This window comes from Actinomadura latina NBRC 106108 (assembly GCF_001552195.1).
GTDB lineage: Bacteria > Actinomycetota > Actinomycetes > Streptosporangiales > Streptosporangiaceae > Spirillospora > Spirillospora latina.
Genome location: NZ_BCQS01000041.1, coordinates 46,670 through 66,440, shown reverse-complemented (window position 1 = coordinate 66,440; position 19,771 = coordinate 46,670). Strand labels below are relative to the sequence as shown.

Annotated in this window: 20 protein-coding genes and 1 pseudogene; 10 read left to right on the top strand and 11 right to left on the bottom strand. The window is 71.4% G+C overall.

The window, feature by feature from the left end; genetic code table 11:
- The first annotated feature begins 81 nt into the window (after positions 1-81).
- Positions 82-417 carry a helix-turn-helix domain-containing protein gene (locus AL2_RS33630; protein ID WP_067640912.1) on the top strand — a complete coding sequence of 112 codons (336 nt, stop codon included), beginning with the start codon at positions 82-84 and terminating at the stop codon, positions 415-417.
- Positions 418-495: 78 nt separating this feature from the next.
- Here the strand turns inward: AL2_RS33630 and AL2_RS38225 are convergent, their stop codons facing one another.
- From AL2_RS38225 to AL2_RS39600, 7 genes and pseudogenes are all read right to left on the bottom strand, one after another.
- Positions 496-1,041, bottom strand: a complete 546-nt coding sequence (locus AL2_RS38225) for a TerD family protein (RefSeq protein WP_067640910.1) — start codon at positions 1,039-1,041, stop codon at positions 496-498.
- The gene (locus AL2_RS38220) at positions 999-1,505 is read right to left on the bottom strand and encodes a hypothetical protein (RefSeq protein ID WP_168444713.1); all 507 of its coding nucleotides are present in this window, start codon (positions 1,503-1,505) and stop codon (positions 999-1,001) included. Before AL2_RS38220 ends, AL2_RS38225 begins: the two co-directional genes overlap by 43 nt.
- Before the next feature lie 267 nt (positions 1,506-1,772).
- Positions 1,773-2,204, bottom strand: coding sequence for a PIN domain-containing protein (locus AL2_RS33620; protein ID WP_168444712.1), 432 nt, complete (start codon positions 2,202-2,204; stop codon positions 1,773-1,775).
- 41 nt (positions 2,205-2,245) lie between these two features.
- Positions 2,246-2,572: a hypothetical protein gene (locus tag AL2_RS33615; protein WP_157438532.1), complete on the bottom strand. Its 327-nt coding sequence runs from the start codon at positions 2,570-2,572 to the stop codon at positions 2,246-2,248.
- 81 nt (positions 2,573-2,653) lie between these two features.
- Positions 2,654-3,049 (bottom strand): hypothetical protein, encoded by a 396-nt coding sequence (locus tag AL2_RS33610; protein WP_067640904.1) that lies wholly within the window; start codon positions 3,047-3,049, stop codon positions 2,654-2,656.
- A complete protein-coding gene (locus AL2_RS39605) occupies positions 3,046-3,240 on the bottom strand; it encodes a BldC family transcriptional regulator (protein ID WP_281181648.1) in 195 nt (64 codons plus the stop codon). Before AL2_RS39605 ends, AL2_RS33610 begins: the two co-directional genes overlap by 4 nt.
- 87 nt (positions 3,241-3,327) lie before the next feature.
- Positions 3,328-3,657 (bottom strand): annotated as a pseudogene (locus AL2_RS39600) (ATP-binding protein); the annotation flags it as partial.
- A gap of 96 nt (positions 3,658-3,753) precedes the next feature.
- Between AL2_RS39600 and AL2_RS33600 the strand changes: the two are divergent.
- From AL2_RS33600 to AL2_RS33575, 6 genes are all read left to right on the top strand, one after another.
- Entirely contained in the window at positions 3,754-4,566 is an 813-nt protein-coding gene (locus tag AL2_RS33600) for a helix-turn-helix domain-containing protein (RefSeq protein ID WP_083947171.1), read from the top strand.
- Positions 4,563-4,760 (top strand): DUF397 domain-containing protein, encoded by a 198-nt coding sequence (locus AL2_RS33595; protein WP_067640898.1) that lies wholly within the window; start codon positions 4,563-4,565, stop codon positions 4,758-4,760. The genes AL2_RS33600 and AL2_RS33595 overlap by 4 nt, the downstream gene beginning before the upstream one ends.
- 201 nt (positions 4,761-4,961) lie before the next feature.
- On the top strand, positions 4,962-6,149 hold the full coding sequence (locus AL2_RS33590) for an alpha/beta hydrolase (RefSeq protein ID WP_067640896.1): 1,188 nt from the start codon (positions 4,962-4,964) through the stop codon (positions 6,147-6,149).
- Between the two features lie 130 nt (positions 6,150-6,279).
- Positions 6,280-6,672 (top strand): GntR family transcriptional regulator, encoded by a 393-nt coding sequence (locus AL2_RS33585; protein ID WP_067640894.1) that lies wholly within the window; start codon positions 6,280-6,282, stop codon positions 6,670-6,672.
- Positions 6,669-7,544, top strand: a complete 876-nt coding sequence (locus AL2_RS33580) for an ABC transporter ATP-binding protein (RefSeq protein WP_067640892.1) — start codon at positions 6,669-6,671, stop codon at positions 7,542-7,544. The genes AL2_RS33585 and AL2_RS33580 overlap by 4 nt, the downstream gene beginning before the upstream one ends.
- Positions 7,541-8,602 (top strand): ABC-2 membrane transporter-related protein, encoded by a 1,062-nt coding sequence (locus AL2_RS33575; protein ID WP_067640890.1) that lies wholly within the window; start codon positions 7,541-7,543, stop codon positions 8,600-8,602. The genes AL2_RS33580 and AL2_RS33575 overlap by 4 nt, the downstream gene beginning before the upstream one ends.
- Here the strand turns inward: AL2_RS33575 and AL2_RS33570 are convergent.
- The gene (locus AL2_RS33570) at positions 8,599-9,651 is read right to left on the bottom strand and encodes a hypothetical protein (RefSeq protein WP_157438531.1); all 1,053 of its coding nucleotides are present in this window, start codon (positions 9,649-9,651) and stop codon (positions 8,599-8,601) included. The genes AL2_RS33575 and AL2_RS33570 overlap by 4 nt on opposite strands.
- Before the next feature lie 65 nt (positions 9,652-9,716).
- The gene (locus tag AL2_RS33565) at positions 9,717-10,475 is read right to left on the bottom strand and encodes an IclR family transcriptional regulator (RefSeq protein WP_067640886.1); all 759 of its coding nucleotides are present in this window, start codon (positions 10,473-10,475) and stop codon (positions 9,717-9,719) included.
- A gap of 122 nt (positions 10,476-10,597) precedes the next feature.
- Between AL2_RS33565 and AL2_RS33560 the strand changes: the two genes are divergently transcribed.
- Positions 10,598-12,532 (top strand): acyl-CoA dehydrogenase family protein, encoded by a 1,935-nt coding sequence (locus AL2_RS33560; protein WP_067640884.1) that lies wholly within the window; start codon positions 10,598-10,600, stop codon positions 12,530-12,532.
- Positions 12,533-12,707: 175 nt separating this feature from the next.
- Positions 12,708-13,529, top strand: coding sequence for a class I SAM-dependent methyltransferase (locus tag AL2_RS33555; RefSeq protein WP_083947170.1), 822 nt, complete (start codon positions 12,708-12,710; stop codon positions 13,527-13,529).
- A gap of 268 nt (positions 13,530-13,797) precedes the next feature.
- Here the strand turns inward: AL2_RS33555 and AL2_RS39925 are convergent, their stop codons facing one another.
- Both AL2_RS39925 and AL2_RS33545 read right to left on the bottom strand, forming a co-directional pair.
- Positions 13,798-16,692 (bottom strand): helix-turn-helix transcriptional regulator, encoded by a 2,895-nt coding sequence (locus tag AL2_RS39925; RefSeq protein WP_067640882.1) that lies wholly within the window; start codon positions 16,690-16,692, stop codon positions 13,798-13,800.
- 57 nt (positions 16,693-16,749) lie between these two features.
- A complete protein-coding gene (locus AL2_RS33545; protein ID WP_067640880.1) occupies positions 16,750-17,781 on the bottom strand; it encodes a CaiB/BaiF CoA transferase family protein in 1,032 nt (343 codons plus the stop codon).
- A gap of 213 nt (positions 17,782-17,994) precedes the next feature.
- Here AL2_RS33545 and AL2_RS33540 point away from each other — a divergent pair, with 213 nt between their 5' ends.
- Positions 17,995-19,680 (top strand): LLM class flavin-dependent oxidoreductase, encoded by a 1,686-nt coding sequence (locus AL2_RS33540; RefSeq protein WP_067640878.1) that lies wholly within the window; start codon positions 17,995-17,997, stop codon positions 19,678-19,680.
- The last annotated feature ends 91 nt before the right edge of the window (positions 19,681-19,771 follow it).

Sequence of the window (19,771 nt, the reverse complement as noted above, 5' to 3'; positions counted from 1 at the left end):
CTGGTACAAACAGGCCATCCCCCGCGCTGAAGACCTGTACGAGGAGTATCTGAAGGAACGCCAGGTCGAGGAGGAGCAGCGATGACGAATTTTCCCAAGTGGAGCGAGGTCCGCGCCGACGTCGTCGCAGCGGCGGGCGGCGAAGAGGCCGTTGCCGAGGCCCGCAAGCGTAACCAGGCTTACATCGACGGCCACCGGCTCGCCGAACGCCGCAAGGCCGTCGGCCTGTCCCAGACCGACGTCGCCGACAAGATGGGCGTGACCAAGAGCCGCGTCTCCCAGATCGAACGCGGCGAGGTCTCCACCGTCGACGCCATCGCCCGCTACGTCCAGGCCCTCGGCGGCCAGATCCAGATCTCCGCGGTGTTCGGCGACGACCAGTACATCCTGCGCGGTACTGACACCCACGCCGCCTGACAGCATCCGATCAACCGCAGCACCGGGGCACTGCCGCTGGTCGCCGGCGGGGCTGGAAGGTGCCCGGCTGAGCCGGTCTCACAGTGTGATCGGGCGCTGGTCGCGTGCGCGGATGACCGTGACCACCTGGGTTGTGGCGGATACCTGCCGGACCGGTGCGTGGTCGCGGGCGAGGCCGCTGAGGCCGTCCGCCCAGCCTTGGCCAAGGGCGCGGAGCTTCCAGACGGGTTGTCCGTTGACGGTGTGCCGGTAGAACTCGGCCATCGCCATGGCGCGGACGGCCGAGTCCGGCGGTGGGCGGAACGTCCACGTTGTGCCGGTGATGCAGCGCATCTCCAGTGCCGCGTGGGTGAGGGCGGCGCAGGTCAGGCCCGTGTCGACGTCCATGTTGATCGAGACTGCCACGCGGTGGACGTCCTCCGGCAGTGCGGAGAGGTGCAGCCCGGCCCGCTCGGTCGTGACCTGCCCTTCGGGCTGCTTCCCCAGCAGGCGCGCCGCCCCACCGGCCGCCGCCGGCTGGTGGTAGAAGACGAAGTCCTCGTCGCCCCGCACCTTGCCGGACGCGTCGAGCAGGAGCAGCGTCAGGTCGGCGTCCGCCCCGGCGAACGCGAACGTGATCGGCAACCCTTGCAGCGCTTCTTCAGGCAGGACGAGCGTCTGTCCCGGTGCCAGCTCAGCGGAAGCCGCGACCTGCCCCCCGCCTGGAAGGAGGGCGCAGGGGCGGGCTGAGACCAAGGCGGGGGCGGGGGTTGGAGTGCGGGCGCGGGTGCGGTGGTCTGCTTCCAGTCGGCGAAGGGACGTACGGCATAGGGGTCGGACGGCAGTGGGGCGGCGGGTTCGTGCGGTGCTTCCGGGACGTCCTCGATCTGGGCGAGGCGGGCCTCCAGGCCGGGGATCTTTGTGGTGTCGAGGGGCTTGATGGACGTGGAGATGTTGCCGGACGCGGTGGTCCGCACCGAGCAGTCGACGTCTTCGGCGATGTCGAGGAAGCGCAGTGCGTCTTCAGGGCGGCGCCACGGCACGGACGCGACGGCTTGGCGCGTCCAGCGGCCGTAGGCGACGATCCCTAGGCGCTGCGTGTCGGGCATCCGGGTCAGGACGGCGAGGTCGATTACGAGAGCGAGCTGCGGCGTCGACGTGACCTGATCCCCCGCTGGACTGTCCGCGAACCTGCAAGCGATCAGTCAGCCCCACTCCCGGTGCGCGAACAGGCGGTATTGAGTACCCCGAACTCCCGCCGGTCGTACAGCCCGACGCACCGCCACCCCAGCGGCAGCAACGCGACCCGCAGGACCTCCAGCCGCCGCACCGCCGCCTCATGACGACCAGTGTCCATCGGGCCGTGAAAGCGGGTTTCAGGAAGAGCGAATGTCCTTCACGTTCTGCACCCTTACTCCCTTTCGGTCACCGGCCAACCCCGGCAGATGGGTGGCGTCGGCGGTCAAGATCAGCACATCCGGCTGTTGCCCTGCCGCCTCCGCACGATCGGCGTACATGTGAGCCGTCGCGGCGACCAAGGCGTCAACAACCTCCGTCGAGTCGAACCCAGCGTCACCGATCAGCTTCCCGGCGGCACGTGCAAGGTCCTCGGTGACAGGCTCAACGACGGTCCTGGTGCTGGACAGCACATGGTTCAGTTTCGTGTCCCGGTCCGAGCCGCGCAGGATCTCCGTCAGCACGACACTGGACGTAATCAAGCGTGCCTGCTTGCGCAGCGCAGCCGCGAAGAAGATCGCAACGTTGCGGTCCCTGGCGGCCTTGTTGATGGCGTCGTTGTCGAGAACCAAGACTCCGCCGAGCCTCGCAGCCCGACGGCCGCGCACGGTGCTCACTGATCTTGCGCGGACGGCCAAGCGGCGAGGGCCGCCTGGATCTCGTCCTCAGTGAACGGTCCGTGCCGATCTTCCATCTCGTCAACGAACTCGGCGAGGGCGTCGAGTTGGAGTTTGGCCGCGATCGCCTCATCAACGTAGGCAGAATCGGACAGGCCCAGCTTGCGGGCCTGCTCGCGGATCTCAGCCTTGCGGCCCCGGCGGATGGTGGCCGACAATTTCTCGGTCGCACCGGAACCACTCGCGGGCTTACGGACCTTCGTGGCCTTGCGGCGCTTCGCGGCACGAGGAGGCGGCTTGACGGAAGTTCGGTCGGCGTCCACAACTCAATCATACCGATGGTAGGAGTCAGCTGCGGCAACCTCGCCGCGCTGACTCGGGCAAGGCGACGACCGAGCTGCCAGTCAGCCCCACTCCCGGTGCGCGAACAAGCGGTGTTTGAGGACGAGGTCGAGAGCTTCGGCCGCGGCCTTGACATCACCGCAGGGACGGACGAACCCGTCCCGCCCATCGCCGGCCTCGAAGTACCCCCACCTCTCGCCCGGCAACGCCCGCACCGTGACGACGGCGCCGATGTCGTCGGCGTGCCCGCTGGCGTACACCCACAGCAACGGCACCGGGAAGCGGAACTCCCGCCGGTCGTACAGCCCGACGCACCGCCACCCCAGCGGCAGCAACGCGACCCGCAGGACCTCCAGCCGCCGCACCGCCGCCTCATGGCCGACCAGTGTCCGCGCCTCCAGAACCAGTCGCCACCGGGCGGCCGCCCGCACCAGGCCCCGCACCGCCCCGTCAGTCACCGCGTACCGTCCCCGTACATGAGGTGATCGACCTGCTGACGGCTGAACCGGCGGACGCCGCCGAGCGTGCGAATGGACGCCAGCTTGCCGTCGTCAGCCCAGCGTGTGACGGTCTTGGGGTCGACGCGGAACATGGTGGCCACATCACCGGGCGTCAAGAGTTGCCCGGCACCGAAGTCCCACCCGTCGATGATCACCGGCTTGCCGCGGCTCACCGGAGGCTGCCGTCTCGGTGACGACGATCTCGGCGGGCGGACGGCCCATTCGGCGAAGACCGTCTTGCCGCCCGCCCCATCGCGCAACGCCCCCCAGCGGGAGACCAGTTCGCCGACGATTACCAGCCCTCGGCCCCCCACCGCGTCAGGGCCGGGCGAGCGCGATACCGGAAGCGTCCCGTCGCCGTCCCAGACCTTCACCACGTGCACGTCACCGTCCGAGCAGGCGTCCACCCGGATCTCGTCGGTCCGCGCGTGCCGGATCGCGTTGGTGACCAGCTCCGATACCACCACCCGCACGTGATATCCGTCGACAGGCCATTCGGCGGCGATCTCCGCGACATAGTCCCGCGCCGCTTTGATCATTTCGACGTCCGGCTTGAACGCGAGCATCTCGCTCCCTCCTTACGCGTTTCCTGGCCACAGCCTGACGGCCCGCGCTAGGGTTCAATTCGTTCAACCACGCAATCTGTACTCAAAGGATCACGAATGAGCGCCCGTAATGATCTTGATCCGGACCATGATCATTGGCATTGGCTGGCTTCTGACCTGCGGATATGGCGCGTTGAACGGAATATGACGCAGACCGATGTGGGCAGGATTCTCGGCGTCACAAAAACCCAGGTTTCGAACTGGGAATCGGCTCGGGAAAACCTTCCCTTGAAGCACGCCGAAACTTTGGACAGGGTTTGGCGTACATATGGGCATTTCACCCGACTTCGCCGTCTCGCGGAGCGCACGCACGACCCGGGTTGGTGGAACCAGTACACGCCGATCGAGGCCCAGGCGTCCCGCATCTGCTACTGGGCTCTCGCGATCATCCCCGGATTGCTCCAGACGCCGGACTACGCCCGAGCTCTCCTGGAGGACGGCCAGATCATCGAGGACGTGGAGGCCACGGTCGACGCCCGCATGGCCCGGCAAGCGGTACTCAGCCGGGACAGGCCGCCCGAACTGCGGGCGCTGATCAACGAGTCGGCCCTCGACCAGCCTGTCGGCGGACCGGAGGTCATGAGGGAGCAGCTCGCCCACCTCATTACGCTCAGCCACCGGCGCAACATCATCCTGCGCGTCGTGCGCCGCAGCGTCGGCGCGCACATCGGCCTCGACGGCTCGTTCGCGATCCTCGATGGGACAAAGGATTCTGCGGCCTACATGGATGCCAACACCGGTGGCAGACTGACCCAGGACTCGACAAGGCTGGACGACCTCCATTGGCGCTTCGACCTCATCGGCTCCGAAGCGTTGTCCGCGTCCGCCTCGCGTGTCCACATCGCACAGATCATGGAGGCCATGCAGTGATCGAGTGGCGCAAGTCCAGCCGCAGCAACGCGTCCGGTGAGGAGTGTGTGGAGCTCGCGGCACTCCCCGACGGGTGCGGCATCAGAGACAGCAAGGCCCCCGGCATCGGCCACCTGACCCTCACCGCCGAAGATTTCGCCCGACTCCTGACCGACGTCAAACAGGGCAACCTGAACCTTCACCCCCCGCGCTGACTCGGGCAAGGCGACGACCGGCCAGGGCGATCAAAGCCGTATCGAGGCGGCCCAGCCGCCGAAGACCTCGCTCTGCGCACTTCTGTCTCCGACGAAAGTCGGGGGTGGGGTCACTCGGGTCGTAGGCGCGGCAGTCTTGCGGCCGATGTCGGGGGCACGCCGCCGGGCCCACTCTGGAGGCCCGTCGTGCGAGGAGGACGCGTGCCCTACGGCTATCTGATCAGTACGGTGCTCGCCGCGAGTGCCACGGCGATCGCGCTGGCGCCGCCGCACAGGCCCCGGAGGCTGGCCGACGTCGGCTTCCGGATCGGCACGGTGTCGAACGAGCTGCCGTTCCTGGTGTTCTTCCTGCTGCTCGCCTCGACGCTGCTCGCCGCTGCGCAGCGGGATCTCGGGTCGCCGGGCGGCCTGGCCGTGCTCGCGCTCGCTCTCGTGACCGCTGCGGGGCTGGCGGTCGTCGTCCGGCGGCAACTGGCGGCCGGGCCAGCGCTGGAGGACGCCCTGCGCGATGGCCTGGGCCCTGAGTGGCGGGCATCGCTGGCTCCCGAACCGGCCGGCGGGCTGCGCCGCCGCCTCCCGTACGCGCGCATCCTCCTCGGCGTGCACGTCCGGCGGCGGGACGTCGAGCGGATCGCCGACCTCCGGTACGGGGACGACCGGCGCAACCGGCTGGACGTCTACCGCCACCGCTTCGCTCCCGAGGGCGGGCCCACGCTCGTCTACTTCCACGGCGGCGGCTATTTCAGCGGGCGGAAGAACCGCGAGGCCCGTCCGCTGCTCTACCGGCTGGCGAGCCAGGGGTGGGTCTGCGTCAGCGCGAACTACCGCCTGCGCCCGGACGCCGGTTTCCTCGACCACCTGGCCGACGCCAAGAAGGTCATCGCCTGGACGCGCGAGCACGGCCACGAGTACGGCGCCGACCCCGGCACGCTGGTCATGGCGGGCAGTTCGGCGGGGGCCCACCTGACCTCGCTGTGCGCGCTCACCCAGAACGATCCCGCCTACCAGCCGGGCTTCGAGTCGGCCGATACCGCCATCACCGCCGCCGTCTGCCTCTACGGCTACTTCGGCGACTACTACGGGCACGGCGAAGGGTCCGCCTCGTCGCCCCTGGCCCACGTCCGCGCCGACGCGCCACCGTTCCTCATCGTGCACGGCGACGCCGACACGCTCGTCCCCGTGCGGGAGGCGCGCCGCTTCGCGGGTGCCCTGCGCAGCGCCTCCGATGCCCCGGTCGTGTACGCCGAGCTGCCCGGCGGCCAGCACGCCTTCGACCTGTTCCACTCGCTGCGTTTCGACCGGGTCGTGGACGCCGCCGAGTGCTTCGCCGCCTGGGTCAGGTCCCGCCCGAACACCGGTGCGCCCGCTGAAATGGGACTTCGCCCCTGAGCCAGGAGCGAGCCTACGTTCGCGCTCGCGGCGTCCGCGTTGGCTGAGTTGCCTCTTCGGGTCACCGCATTGACAGCGGACAGCACCACACCTCTAAAGTACTAGCATCCTAGTTAAATGGAGGTGGCGGGTGATCGAGTTTCATCTGGACTCCGGGTCGGGGGTGTCGCCGTACATGCAGCTCGTCCGGCAGGTGCGGCACGCGCTGCGGCTCGATCTGCTGCGGGTCGGTGATCAGCTGCCCACGGTCAAGGACGTGGTGGCGCAGCTCGCGATCAATCCGAACACCGTCCTGAAGGCGTACCGGGAGCTGGAGCACGAGGGGCTCGTCGCGCCGCGTCCCGGGGTCGGGACGTTCGTGACGCGGTCGCTGGCCGGCGGGTCGCTCGCCTCGCACGGGCCGCTGCGCAAGGAGCTGGAGCGCTGGCTCGCGAAGGCGCGGCTGGCCGGGCTGGACGACGAGAGCATCGAGGCGCTGTTCATGACCACATTTCGGTCCGCCCGTGAGGAGGGCATAGCGTGACCGCCGTTCTGGAGGCCCGCGGGCTGGGCAAGAGGTACGGGCAGCGGTGGGCGCTGTCCGACTGCACGCTGGACATTCCGGCCGGGCGGGTCGTGGGGCTCGTCGGGCCGAACGGGGCGGGGAAGACCACGCTGCTGAACCTGGCGGTCGGCCAGATGGCGCCGACGGCCGGGACCATCCGGGTGCTCGGCGGCCGGCCGGCCGCGGGGCCGGAGCAGCTGGCCAAGGTCGGGTACGTCGCCCAGGACACGCCGACGTACTCCGGGCTCAGCGTCGGCGACCACCTGAAGCTCGGCGCCCGGCTCAACCCGCGGTGGGACGACGCCCTCGCGCGCGAACGGGTCGGGCGGCTCGGGCTCGGCCTCGGGCACAAGGCCGGGAAGCTGTCCGGCGGGCAGCGCGCCCAGCTGGCCCTCACGCTGGGCATCGCGAAACGGCCCGAGCTGCTGATCCTGGACGAGCCCGTCGCGGCGCTCGACCCGCTGGCCCGGCGCGAGTTCCTGCAGGGCCTGATGGAGGCCGTCGCCGAGCATTCGCTGAGCGTCGTCCTGTCGTCCCACCTGGTGTCGGACCTGGAGCGGACGTGCGACTACCTGATCGTGCTCGTGGAGTCGCACGTCCGGGTCGCCGGGGACGTCGACGAGCTGCTCGCGACCCATCACCGGCTGACCGGGCCCCGCCGGGACACGCTGCCGGCCGATCAGCGCGTCGTGTCCGAGAGCCACACCGACCGGCAGAGCACGTTCGTCGTCCAGTCGGACGGCCCGATCCACGACCCGGCCTGGACGGTCGGGCGCATCGGCATGGAGGACCTCGTCCTCGCCTACATGACCCCGGCTCAGAGCCGTCCCACGCTGGAGGCGATCCGATGATCTGGTTGGCGTTGCGGCAGTTCCGCGTCCAGGGCGCGGTGGTGTTCGGCGCTCTCGCGGTCCTCGGCGTCGCCCTCGCCGTCACCGGGCCCGGCCTGGCCGACGACTACAGCAGCGGGCTCGCGTCCTGCGGCACGGGCCGCGCCTGCGAGCAGTTCACCAGGAGGTTCTTCACCGACCACCAGGTGTACTACGGCGCCCTGATCGCGATCGTGATGGTCCTGCCCGCCCTCATCGGGCTGTTCTGGGGCGCGCCGCTCATCGCCCGCGAACTCGAGAGCGGCACGCACCGGCTCGTCTGGAACCAGAGCATCACGCGGACCCGCTGGCTGGCCGTCAAGCTCGGCCTCATCGGGCTGGCCGCGATGGTCGCCGCCGGGCTCACCGTCCGCGCCGTGAACTGGTGGTCCGGTCCGCTGGACAAGGCCGTGGGCTCCCAGTTCCCGCGGATGGAGCCCGTGGCGTTCGTCGCGCACGGCATCGTTCCGATCGGGTACGCGGCCTTCGCCTTCGTGCTCGGCGTCACGGCCGGCGTCCTCACCCACCGCACCCTTCCGGCCATGGCGATCACCCTCGCCGTGTTCGTCGGCGTCCAGGTCGCGGTGCCGGTGTGGTTCCGCCCCCACATCATCCCGCCCGAGAGCGGGACCGTGGCGATCACCTCGGAGAACCTGTCGCAGATGACCCTGGACCAGGGCGCCAAGGTCATGACGGTGCAGACGGACGCGACACCCGGGTCATGGACGCTCGCCAACCACACGGTCGACGCGTCCGGGCACGAAGCCCGGCTGCCCGCATCCCTGATGACGAAAGCGTGTGCCCCGCCCGTGGCCCCGCCGCCCGAGCCGGCGGCGGGAACCCCGGACCCGGGCCCCCCGGACGGGCCCGGTGAGGAGTGCTTCGCCGAGATCGCGCGGCTCGGCTTCAGGCAGCAGGTGGTCTACCAGCCCGCCGGCCGGTTCTGGCCGCTGCAGTGGGCCGAGACCGGGCTGTTCGCCGTCCTCGCCCTCGGCCTGTCCGGGCTCTGTTTCACCTGGACGCGCCGCCGCCTCTCCTAGAAGTTGCTCACCGCCACCGGCGCGTCGTTCGCGCGTCCCACGCCCCAGATCGTGGACGAGCCGGTGGCGGTGATGTCGGTCAGCCTCGTCCCGGCGGGGACGGCGACGGCCTGCCAGGCGCCGCCGCTCAGCCGGTAGAGCCGGGCTTCCTCGCCGTACGGCGTGGCCGCCCACAGGGTTCCCGAGCCGTCCGCCGCGAGGTCGGTGACGGGGCCCGGCGCCGGGCTCACCGTCCAGTCGTCGCCGTCCCAGTGCGCGAGGTGGTAGCCCGCGACCGCCCAGACGTCGTCCGGTCCGAGCGGCAGGACCTGGCCGATGCTCGTCACGTCGGACGGGAGGGCGGGCGTGGGCGCCATCGTCCAGGACGTCCCGTCGAAGTGCGCGACGACCGGCCGCCACGGGCCGCTGCCCGACTCGGACGGCCGGCTGCCGACCGCCCACACGTCGGAGGCGCTGGTGCCCTGCACATCGTTGACGATGGTGCGTATGTCGGGCAGATCCCGGCCGGTCCAGGTGGAGCCCTCACGCTTGAGCAGGCGCGGCTGGGTCCCGTCGGGGTAGGCGGCCTGGGCGACCCACGTTCCGCCCGGTCCCGTACTGAGCATGCTGACCGCCGACGTGGACGGCTTGTCGACCTTCTTGAACGCCGAGCCGTCGAACACGAACAGCCGGTCGAGGTAGCCGGAGTCGTACGCGCCGCCCCCGATCCACGTCTGCCCGCCGCCGGACACGACTCGCGCTATGAGCCCGTTCCCCGTCCAGCCGTTGATCGGGTACTCCTTCCAGGACGTGCCCGTCCAGCGCCGCACGACCGGGTTGCCCGCGCTGTAGAGGGCGCAGTAGTCGATCCACGCCACGCAGTAGGCGCCCTGGCCCCCGCCGATCCACACGCCGCCCGCGCCGTCCGGGGCGACGTCGTCGAGTTCGGCCCTCGGCCAGAAGAAGGGCAGGGACACGGAGTGCACGTCGCCCTCGGCGGCGTGCGCGGTCACGGGAAGGGCCAGCAGGGCGGCACCCACGGCCGCCGCCAACACGAATGAACGCCTCATGCCAGCACTATGGAGCAGGATCCTTGAATGCGCCAGTGTTCGCTGGCACAATCTCGCGGTGAGGGTCAGGGGGTCAGGGTCAGGGCGCGCTGGATGCGGTCGGCGGTGGCGCGCAGCAGGTGTGCCGACCGCTCGATCCTCGGGAGCTTGCCGGGGCGGCAGGAGATGGCGAGGGCGCCGATGACGGAGCCCGTCGCGTCCGTTACGGGGACGGCGGCGCAGCCGGTGCCGAGGGCGTACTCCTCGCGGTCGAACCGGAGGGCGGCGGGTGAGGCGAGGGAGTGGAGCAGCCGTCCCGGCTCGGTGATGGTGTGCGGGGTCAGGTCGAGGAGCGGATGCCGGGACAGGTAGTCGCGGCGGCGGTCCTCGTCGAACTGGCTCAGCACGCACTTGCCCATCGCGGTGGCGTGCGCGGCGTCCTCGAAGCCGACCCGCAGGTCGACGCGCGGCGCGCGGGGGCCGTCGGCGATGTCGATGAGGCGGATCTCGTCGTCCACGTGCATGCCGAAATAGGCCGCGACGCCCAGCTCGTCCCGCAGCTCGACGAGGGTGGGGCGCAGCCGGGCCAGGAGCTGCTGCGTCCGGCTCTGCCCGTGCAGAGTCTCGACGCGCTCGCCGAGGACCCAGAAACCGTCCGGCAACCGGGTCGCGTAGCCCTCGTGCGCGAGGGTGCGCAGCAGGTGGTACGTGGTGGCGAGTGGCAGCTTCGCCTCGCGGGCGAGCTGCTTGGCGGGCGCACCGTTCGGATGCGCCGCCACCGCCTCCATGAGGTGCAGGGCTCGCTGCACCGAGGCGATGAGAGTGGGTTTGCGTGACTCACCCATGACGTGCGGGGAACCCTCCGGGCCGGTCGGGTCAGGGCTTCGGCGGCGGTTCGTCCATTGGAGCACTTCCCGGCACCGCGCGGGCGGGGTTTCCCGATCCGGCCACGGGAAATGCGACCAGCATGAGCCAGCAGACCCAGACGCACGTCGACGAGCGGACGGCCCGGAAGGTCGCCGAAGAGGCACGCGAGACCGAGTGGCGGCTGCCGAGCTTCGGCAAGCAGCTCTTCCTCGGCGATTTCCGGCTCGACCTGATCCACCCGCATCCGCGGCCGGAAGGCGAGCCCCGGCGCAAGGGCGAGGCGTTCCTCGCCCGGCTGACCGAGTTCTGCGCGACCCGGGTGGACGGGGCCCTCATCGAGCGCGAGTCGCGCATCCCGGACGACGTCATCACCGGGCTGCGCGACCTCGGCGCGCTCGGCATGAAGATCCCGGAGAAGTACGGCGGTCTCGGGCTCAGCCAGCTCTACTACGGCCGCGCGCTGATGGTCGCCGGGTCGGTGTCGCCGGCGCTCGGCGCGCTGCTGTCGGCGCACCAGTCCATCGGCGTCCCGCAGCCTGTCAAGCAGTTCGGCACGCGGGAGCAGAAGGACGAGTGGCTGCCGCGCTGCGCGAAGCAGGTCAGCGCGTTCCTGCTGACCGAGCCCGACGTCGGCTCGGACCCGGCCCGGCTGCGCGCCACCGCCGTCCCGGACGGCGACGGCTACGTCCTCAACGGCGTCAAGCTGTGGACGACCAACGGCGTCATCGCCGACCTCGTCGTCGTGATGGCGCGCGTCCCGAAGTCGGACGGGCACCGCGGCGGGATCTCGGCGTTCATCGTGGACATGAGCACGCCGGGCATCACGGTCGAGAACCGCAACGCGTTCATGGGGCTGCGCGGCATCGAGAACGGCGTGACGCGGTTCCACGACGTCCGGGTGCCGGGGAAGAACCTGATCGGCGCGGAGGGCGCGGGCCTGAAGATCGCGCTCACCACGCTGAACACCGGGCGGCTGTCGCTGCCCGCGATGTGCGCGGCGAGCGGCAAGTGGGCCGCCAAGATCGCGCGCGAGTGGTCGAAGGAGCGGGTGCAGTGGGGCCGGCCCGTCGGCGAGCACGAGGCCGTGTCCCGCAAGATCGCGTTCATCGCGGCGACCGCGTACGCGATGGAGGCGATGCTCGACCTGTCCAGCCAGCTCGCCGACGACGAGCGCAACGACATCCGGATCGAGGCGGCCCTCGCGAAGCTGTGGTCGTCGGAGATGGCGTGCCGGGTCGCGGACGAGCTGATGCAGGTGCGCGGCGGGCGCGGCTACGAGACGGCCGAGTCCCTCGCGGCGCGCGGCGAGCGCGGCGTCCCCGTGGAGCAGGTGGTGCGCGACCTGCGCATCAACCGGATCTTCGAGGGCTCCACCGAGATCATGCACCTGCTGATCGCGCGGGAGGCGGTCGACGCGCACCTGTCGGTGGCCGGCGACATCATCGACCCGGACGCGTCCACCGGGCAGAAGGCGCGGGCCGCGGCGAAGGCGGGCGGGTTCTACGCGCGCTGGCTGCCGACGCTCGTCACCGGCGCCGGGCAGCGGCCGAGCTCCTACGCCGAGTTCGGGCCGCTCGCCAGGCATCTGCGGTACGTCGAGCGGGCGTCCCGCAAGCTCGCCCGGTCGATCTTCTACGCGGCCGGGCGCTGGCAGGGCGGCCTGGAGCGCCGGCAGGGGTTCCTCGGCCGGATGGTCGACATCGGCGCCGAGCTGTACGCGATGAGCGCGGTGTGCGTCCGCGCCCACGCCGACGCCTCGGCGGCGGGGAGCCTCGGCGGCGGGGCGCCCGGCAAGTCGGCCCTGCTGCTGGCCGACGCGTTCTGCCGGCAGTCGCGCGTCCGCGTCGAGGAGTTGTTCGACGGGCTGTGGCGCAACACCGACGCGATGGACGTGAAGCTGGCGCGGGCCGTCCTCGCCGGCGACTTCGCCTGGGTGGAGGAGGGCGTCCTCGACCCGTCCATCCCGGGGCCGTGGATCGCGCCGTCCGAGCCGGGGCCGAGCGAGGCGGAGTCCGTGCACCGCACGCTCGGCTGACCAGGCGACACGCCGCTCAGCGGGCCCCGGCGCGGTCACCGCGGGCGGTCCGGCGCGCACGCATGGATAGACTGACCCGACCTTCGCGCCTGAGATCGGACGCGCCCCGAGCGGGCCAGGTCTTCGATCCGGCGAACGAGAAGCCGAACGCCAACGCACCCAGCGAGCGGGAAGTATGCAGTCACCTGGTCAGAAGAAGTCCATCGCAGGCACCCTCCTCAACCTCCTCGGCAGCGGCCCGAAGAAGGCCGCACCGGCCGCCGGGCCCGCACCGGGCGGGGACGTGGTCCAGCCGGCCGCCGGAGAGGGCGCGCTGGAGAACCACCTGGGCGGGGACGAGGCCCGCAACTACCGCAAGTACGAGTACGAGACCGTCGCCCCGCACGTGGGCCGGTCGATGCTGGAGGTCGGCTCCGGCCTCGGGCACTTCTCCGAGCAGTTCGCCGGACGCCTCGACTACCTCGTCGTCAGCGACAACGACCCGTACTGCGTCGGCGAGCTGCGCGAGCGCTACGACGGCAACGACGACGTCGAGGTCATCGACCTGGCCCTGCCGGCCGACATCAAGATCCGGCAGAAGGTCGACACGGTCGTGATGATGAACGTCCTGGAGCACATCAAGGACGATGTGCAGGCGCTGCGCGACCTCGCCGCCGTCACCGAGCCCGGCGGCCGCATCGTCGTCTGGGTGCCCGGCTACATGCAGCTCTACGGCGACTTCGACCGCAAGGTCGGGCACGTCACCCGGTACACGCCGAAGACGCTGGAGGCGTCCGTCCGGGAGGCGGGGCTCGTCCCCGAGGTGCTGAAGCCGATCAACTTCCTCGGCGGCATCGCCTGGTGGTTCGCGGTCCGCCGCGGCGGCGCCGGCTACCCCGACCCGAAGCTCGTCAAGATCTACGACCGGACGGTCGTGCCGCTGACCCGCACCATCGAGCGCGTCGTCCGGCCCCCGTTCGGGCAGACGGTGTTCTGCGTGGCGCGCGTCCCGCGCTGAGCCGCGCGAAGGCGACGGTGGTGGGTCACGGAACACGGCCCGCCGCCGTCGCTTTTTTCTTTGGCCGCGAACGGTATGTCTCGCGCCCCTCCGTGGCGTCGCGAGCACGACACTGGGCAGTGGCCGGACTGGTCGCGGACCGCCTCTCCGGACGGAGAAGCACCATCTGCTTCCGCGGGACGCGCCCCGGACGGCCGGCCACGAAGTTCCCGTGTGGTCCGACGGTTCGGGGCGGGGGATCCGGGAGGGGAGGTCCCCCGCCGCCGAATCACACCGGCGTCGTCGGAGTGGCCGCCCGTGCCTTCGCGGTGGCGAACAGAGCGAGCCGGTGGGCGGTGGCGGCGGCCTCGCCGCGGCTCGCCACGTCCAGCTTCCCGAGGATGTTCGACACGTGGACGCTGGCCGTCTTCACCGAGATGAACAGCGCCTCGGCGATGTCGCGGTTGCTGCGTCCCTCGGCGACCAGGCGCAGCACCTCGAACTCGCGGGGCGTCAGCCCGAGCGGCGCGGACGCGTCGCTGCGGCGCGGCGCCCGGGTGCGGCGCAGCAGGCCGGCGATCCGCTCGGCGAGCGGCCGGGCGCCCAGCTCGCCGGCGAGGGCGGCGGCGGTGCTCAGCGTGGCCGCCGCCGCGTCGTGGTCACCGCCCGCCAGCGTCGCCTCGGCCAGCCGGAGCAGCGCGCGGGCCCGGTGGTACGGGTTGCCGAGCCCCTCCCACGCGGCGGCGGCCTCCTCCCAGGCGGCCGGGTCGAGGACGCCGCGGGCGCGGGCCAGCTCGGCGGCGAACGTCAGGCAGTGCGCGCGCTGGAGCGCCCCGCTGGAGCGGAGCCCGGCGGCGCGCTCCTCGATCTTCCGCAGGTCGCCGGCGGCGGCGTCGCCCAGTTCCGCGCACGCCTCGGCGCCCGCGATCAGCGCCGGCCACGCGTAGCGGGCGTCGTCCGGCAGGCCGCCGTGGTCGAGGACGGGCCGCACCGCGTCCAGCGCGGCACCGGGACGCCCCTCGGCCAGCGCGATGTTCGCCTCCAGCCACAGCGTGCTGAAGTAGTCCTGCGTCTTCAGCCACTTCATCTTCAGCTTCTTGATCTCGCGGGACATGCCGAGCCGCTCCTTCGCGGTCGCCAGGTCGCCGCGCGCCAGCCCCACCCAGCCGGTCAGGACGAGCAGCGAGGTCCGGGTGGTGATGGCCGGGTCCTGCTCGAGGGCGTGGTTCATCACGGCCATGGCCTCGTCCCACTGGCCGAGCGAGACCAGCGGTTCGGCCTGGTTGATGCTCAGGAACGTGCCCTGGGTGCGCGCCACCCCGTACTCGCGGGCCAGTTCCTTGCCGCGCGCGGCGACGGCGGCGGCCTCGGCGTGCCGTCCGGCGCCCTCCAGGAAATGCGACTTGATCACGTAGTAGCGGAGCAGCACCGGGTGGTTGCCGGCGCGGTCGGCGGCCGCCTCGACCTCGGCTATGTCGTCGTCGTACCCGTAGTCGGTGTCGGCGCAGAACAGCGTGATGAGCGCCTCGGCCTCGGCGACGGGGTCGCCGAGCCTGCGCGCGATCGACAGGGACTCCTGCCCCACCGCGCGCGCCTCGGCGATGTCGGTGGTGATGCGCACGTAGTTGCCGAGCGTCGACAGGGCCCGCGCGCGCAGCACGGACGGCGGGTCGGCGGGCAGCGCCCGCACCGCCTCGCGCAGGTCCTCGACGAAGCCGGGGCGCGCCATCTGGTACCGCATGCGGCCGCGCTGCTCCAGCAGCATCGCCCGGCGCTCGGTGTCGCGCTCCCCGTCGGCGGCGTCGACCTCCTTGAGCGCGGCGGTGACGAGCTTGATGCCGCGGTCGAACTCGCCGGCCAGGTCGGCGGCGGTCGCCGCGCCCATGAGGACCTTGACGTAGTCGGCGCCGATGCGCTCCGCCGCGTCCGGCACGCGGTCCCACAGCTGGAGGACGCGTTCGAGCATCGCCAGGCATTCGGCGTAGGCGAGCGCTTTGCGCGCCTCCCCCGCGGCACGCCAGGACGCGACCAGCGCCCACGTGCTGTTGTGGGCCTGCTTCCAGTGGTAGCTCAGCTCGACCCACAGCCGCCCGGCGGGGACGAGCGAGGGGTCCTTCTCCAGGGTCTCGGCATAGCGGGTGTGGAGCCGCGTGTGCTCGCCCGGCAGCAGGTCGTCGTGGACGGCCTCGCGGATCAGCGCATGCCGGAACGCGTAGCCGTCGCCGTCCACGACGAGCACGTTCGCGGCGACGGCGGGCCGCAGGACGCGGGTCAGCGCGGCGTCGTCGAGCCCGGACACGGCCGCGAGCAGCGCGTGCTCGATGCGGGTACTGCCGCCGCTCGCGTCCCGCAGGACGTCCTGCGTCTCTTCCGGGAGCCGCTGCACGCCGGCGAGCAGCAGGTCGCGCAGCGACTCGGGCAGCTCGCACACCAGCCCGCCGTCGTCGCACAGCAGCGCCTCGATGAACAGCGGGTTGCCCTCGCTGCGGGCCTCGATCCGCTCGACGAGGCCGGGCGGCGGGCTCTGCCCGAGCAGCTCGGTGACGAGGGCGGACACGCCGGCGCGGCTCAGCTTGCCGAGCTCCGTCCGGCGCACCCGGTCGAGCCGTTCCAGCCCGGCGAGCAGCTGCCGCAGCGGGTGGGTGCGGTGCAGCTCGTCCGTCCGGTACGTCAGGACGATGAGGACCGGGCCCGCGCCGAGGTTGCGCACCAGGAAGGCCAGCAGGTCGCGGGTGGACCGGTCGGCCCAGTGGGCGTCCTCGATGACCAGCACGACCGGGCCCTTCTCGGCCAGCCGCTCCAGCAGCGTCAGGACGACCTCGAACAGCCGGGCGCGCTCCTCCCCCGAGGCCGCGTCCGACTCCGGCTCCCCGAACTCCGGCAGGAGCCGGGCGAGGCCGCCGGTGTCGCCGCGCGGGACGAGCCCCGCGACCCCCTCGATGCCGATGTCGCGCACCAGGCCGCGCAGGACGGTCGTGAACGGCGCGAACGGCAGGCCGTCGGAGCCCAGCTCCAGGCAGCCCCCGACGAGGACGGTCGCGTCGGCGGTCCGGGCGAACTCCCTGACCAGGCGTGTCTTGCCGAGCCCCGCGTCGCCGCCGACGAGCACGGCCCCGGGCGCGGCGGCCAGGGCCTCCCGCAGCTCCCGCAGCTCCGCCGCCCTGCCGACCAGCACGGGACTCATCGCACGCACGTTCACCCCACAAGCATGCCAAACGGGTACGACAATCCCACCTGAATTTCAGCCCGTGAGATGCCAACCCTGGCCCCGGTGCTCGTCCAGCCCGGCGACCGCCCCGCCCCGCAGCGGTGGGTGGACGGTCGTCCGGACGGGCCCCTCATTCTGGATTCCGCGCTGCTGGAAGTGGTCGAGAGCGATCATCTCCGCGTGCGACAGCAAGGGCGCGACGGGGGCGCCGGCCGCGGTCAGCCGCTCGATCGCCTCCGCCCGCGTGAGCTTCGCCACGGCGGCGGTCACGGCCCCGTCCAGCTCGCCGATCCGCCCGAGCCGCTCCGCGAAGGGGACATCGGCGTGCTCCCCGATGCCCAGCGCCCGGCAGGTCGCGGCCCACAGCCTCTCCTCCGACACGACACCGAGCGTGATCTTCCGGCCGTCCTTCGTGGTGTAGACGCCGTAGCCGGGGACGGGCCCGGCGCCCGACCGCATGGTCGCCTCCGGGACGGTGCCGACCCAGTGCGCCAGGACGTCCGCCATGCCGAGGTCGATCCGGTCGCCGACGCCGCCGGCACGCGCCTTGAGCACGGCAGCGGTGATCGCGAACGCGGCCATCGTGGCGGCCGACATGTCCGCGATGGGCAGTTCGTCGGCCTCCGGGGAGACCGCATCGGGCGGGAGCGCGGCGGCGTACGCCCGGTAGTTGATGTCGTGCCCGGGGACGTCCCGAAGCGGCCCTTCCGCCCCGTATCCGGAGATGGAGCAGTACACGAGCCGCGGGTTGAGCCCCCGCAGCACCGCATGCCCCACCCCCAGACGCTCGGCGACGCCGGGCCTGAACCCTTCGACGAACACCTCGGCGTCCTCGGCGAGCCCCTTGAGCGCCGCCAGCCCGTCCTCCGACTTCAAGTCGAGCACCATGCTGCGCTTGTGCCGGTTGAGGACGTCGAAATGGTCGCGGAACATCCGCATCGGCTCCCCGCCGGGCGGCTCGACCTTGATCACGTCCGCGCCGAGCTGCGCGAGCAGCTGCGTGGCGTACGGCCCGGGCCGCCACATCGTCAGATCGAGCACCCGCAACCCGTCCAGCGGCGCCATGGAGCTCCTCCCGCAACGTCGTCCGCGCCCACGCTGCCGGGCGCCGCCGCCCCCGTCAAGCGAGCGCTTGGTCGCAGGGGAAGCGAGGCGGCCCTGCCAATGGGCCGGGGCCGCGCAGAGCCGTTGACGGTGCGTCCAATTCGGGAGAGGCTGACCGGACAGGGCCGGGTAGCCGGGCGGTCATTCCTGGTCAACGCCAAGGGAGGTGCTGCCGTGCGCTTCGGGCTCTTCTACGAGCATCAGCTGCCTCGGCCGTGGAGTGACGGGCAGGAGCTGAGGCTCTACCAGGACGCGCTCGACCAGGCGGAGATCGCCGACCGGGTGGGGTTCGACTGCGTCTGGGCAGTGGAGCACCACTTCCTGGAGGAGTACTCGCATTCGTCGGCGCCGGAGGTCTTTCTCGCCGCCGCGTCGCAGCGGACGAAGCGGATTCGGCTCGGGCACGGGATCGTCCAGCTGCCCCCGGCGGTCAACCATCCGGCGCGCGTCGCGGAGCGCATCGCGACGCTCGATCTCGTCTCGAACGGGCGGGTCGACTTCGGGACGGGCGAGTCGAGTTCGAGCGCCGAGCTCGGCGGGTTCGGGGTGCGGCGCGCCGAGAAGCGGGGCCAGTGGCAGGACGCCGTCGACGCCATCACCAGGATGTTCGTCGAGGAGCCTTTCGCCGGATGGTCGTCGGAATACCTCCGGATGCCGCCCCGGAACGTGCTGCCGAAGACCGTGCAGAAGCCGCATCCGCCACTGTGGGTGGCCTGTTCGCGGCGGGAGACCATCCAGTTCGCGGCGCGCAACGGCATCGGGGCGCTGTCGTTCTCCTTCGTGGAGCCCGAGGACGCCGGGAAGTGGGTGGACGAGTACTACCGCATCATCGCGTCCGACGAATGCGTCCCGGCGGGCTTCGCGGTGAATCCGAACGTGACCGTCGTCCTGCCCATGATGCTGCACGAGGACGAGGCGACCGCGATCGACCGGGGCATCGACGGGGCGCATTTCTTCGCGTTCGCGCTGGCGCACTACTACGGGCCGACACCGCACGATCCGGGACGCACGAACGTGTGGGAGGAGTTCCAGGAGCGCCGGGAGTCCCGGGGATTCTCGCGCGAGCAGATCATCGCGAACGCGGAGACGCTCAACGTCAACGTCGGGTCCCTGCGCGGCGCCGTCGGGACGCCCGCGCAGGTCATCGACCTGATCCAGCGCTACGAATCGGTGGGCGTCGACCAGATCTCGTTCGTGCTGCAGTCGGGACCGAACAAGCACGAGCACATCTGCGAGTCGCTCGAATTGTTCGGGACGGCCGTCCTGCCGCATTTCACCGAAGGGCGTGAGGAGCGCGAGGCCGCCAAGGCGGAACGGCTCGCCCCCGCCGTCGAGGCCGCCCTCGCCCGCCGCGACCCCGCGCGGAAGGCGCCGTCCGGTTACCGCATCGACGAGGACGCGGAAGTCGCCCGCGCGAGCCGTTCGCGCCGTCCGCTTGGAGTGGAGGTCCGTGCGGCGGGCCGGAGAAGGTTCAGGCAGGGTTTCTACAATCTCGTCCATGGCCGGACGGACGAACAGATCGAACGCCGTTTCGGTCCCAGCGCCCAGCGCCTGTTCTTCGCCGGAATGGCGCGCGCCTTCGATCCGTCCGCGGCGGGCGGTTTCACGGGCGAACTGGAGTTCCAGCTGACCCGCACCACCTGGACGCTCGTCATCGGCGAGAACCGGGCCCGCGCCCACCCCGGGCCGGCCAGTGACCCGTCGCTGGCGCTCATCGTGAAAACGGCGGATTTCCTGCGGATTCTCGCCGGCGACGCCAACCCGGCGACCCTTCTCATGGACGGCGACCTGGAACTGCGCGGCGACTTCGACCTGGCCCCGCGGCTCAGCGAGATGTTCGGCGGCCCGTCTCCGTACTGACCCGTGGCCGCAGGACTTGGTGGTGGCCGTAGTCCCCCGATGACCACGGCCACCACATAATCAGACGTCCACACCCCCTGCGAGAGTTCGC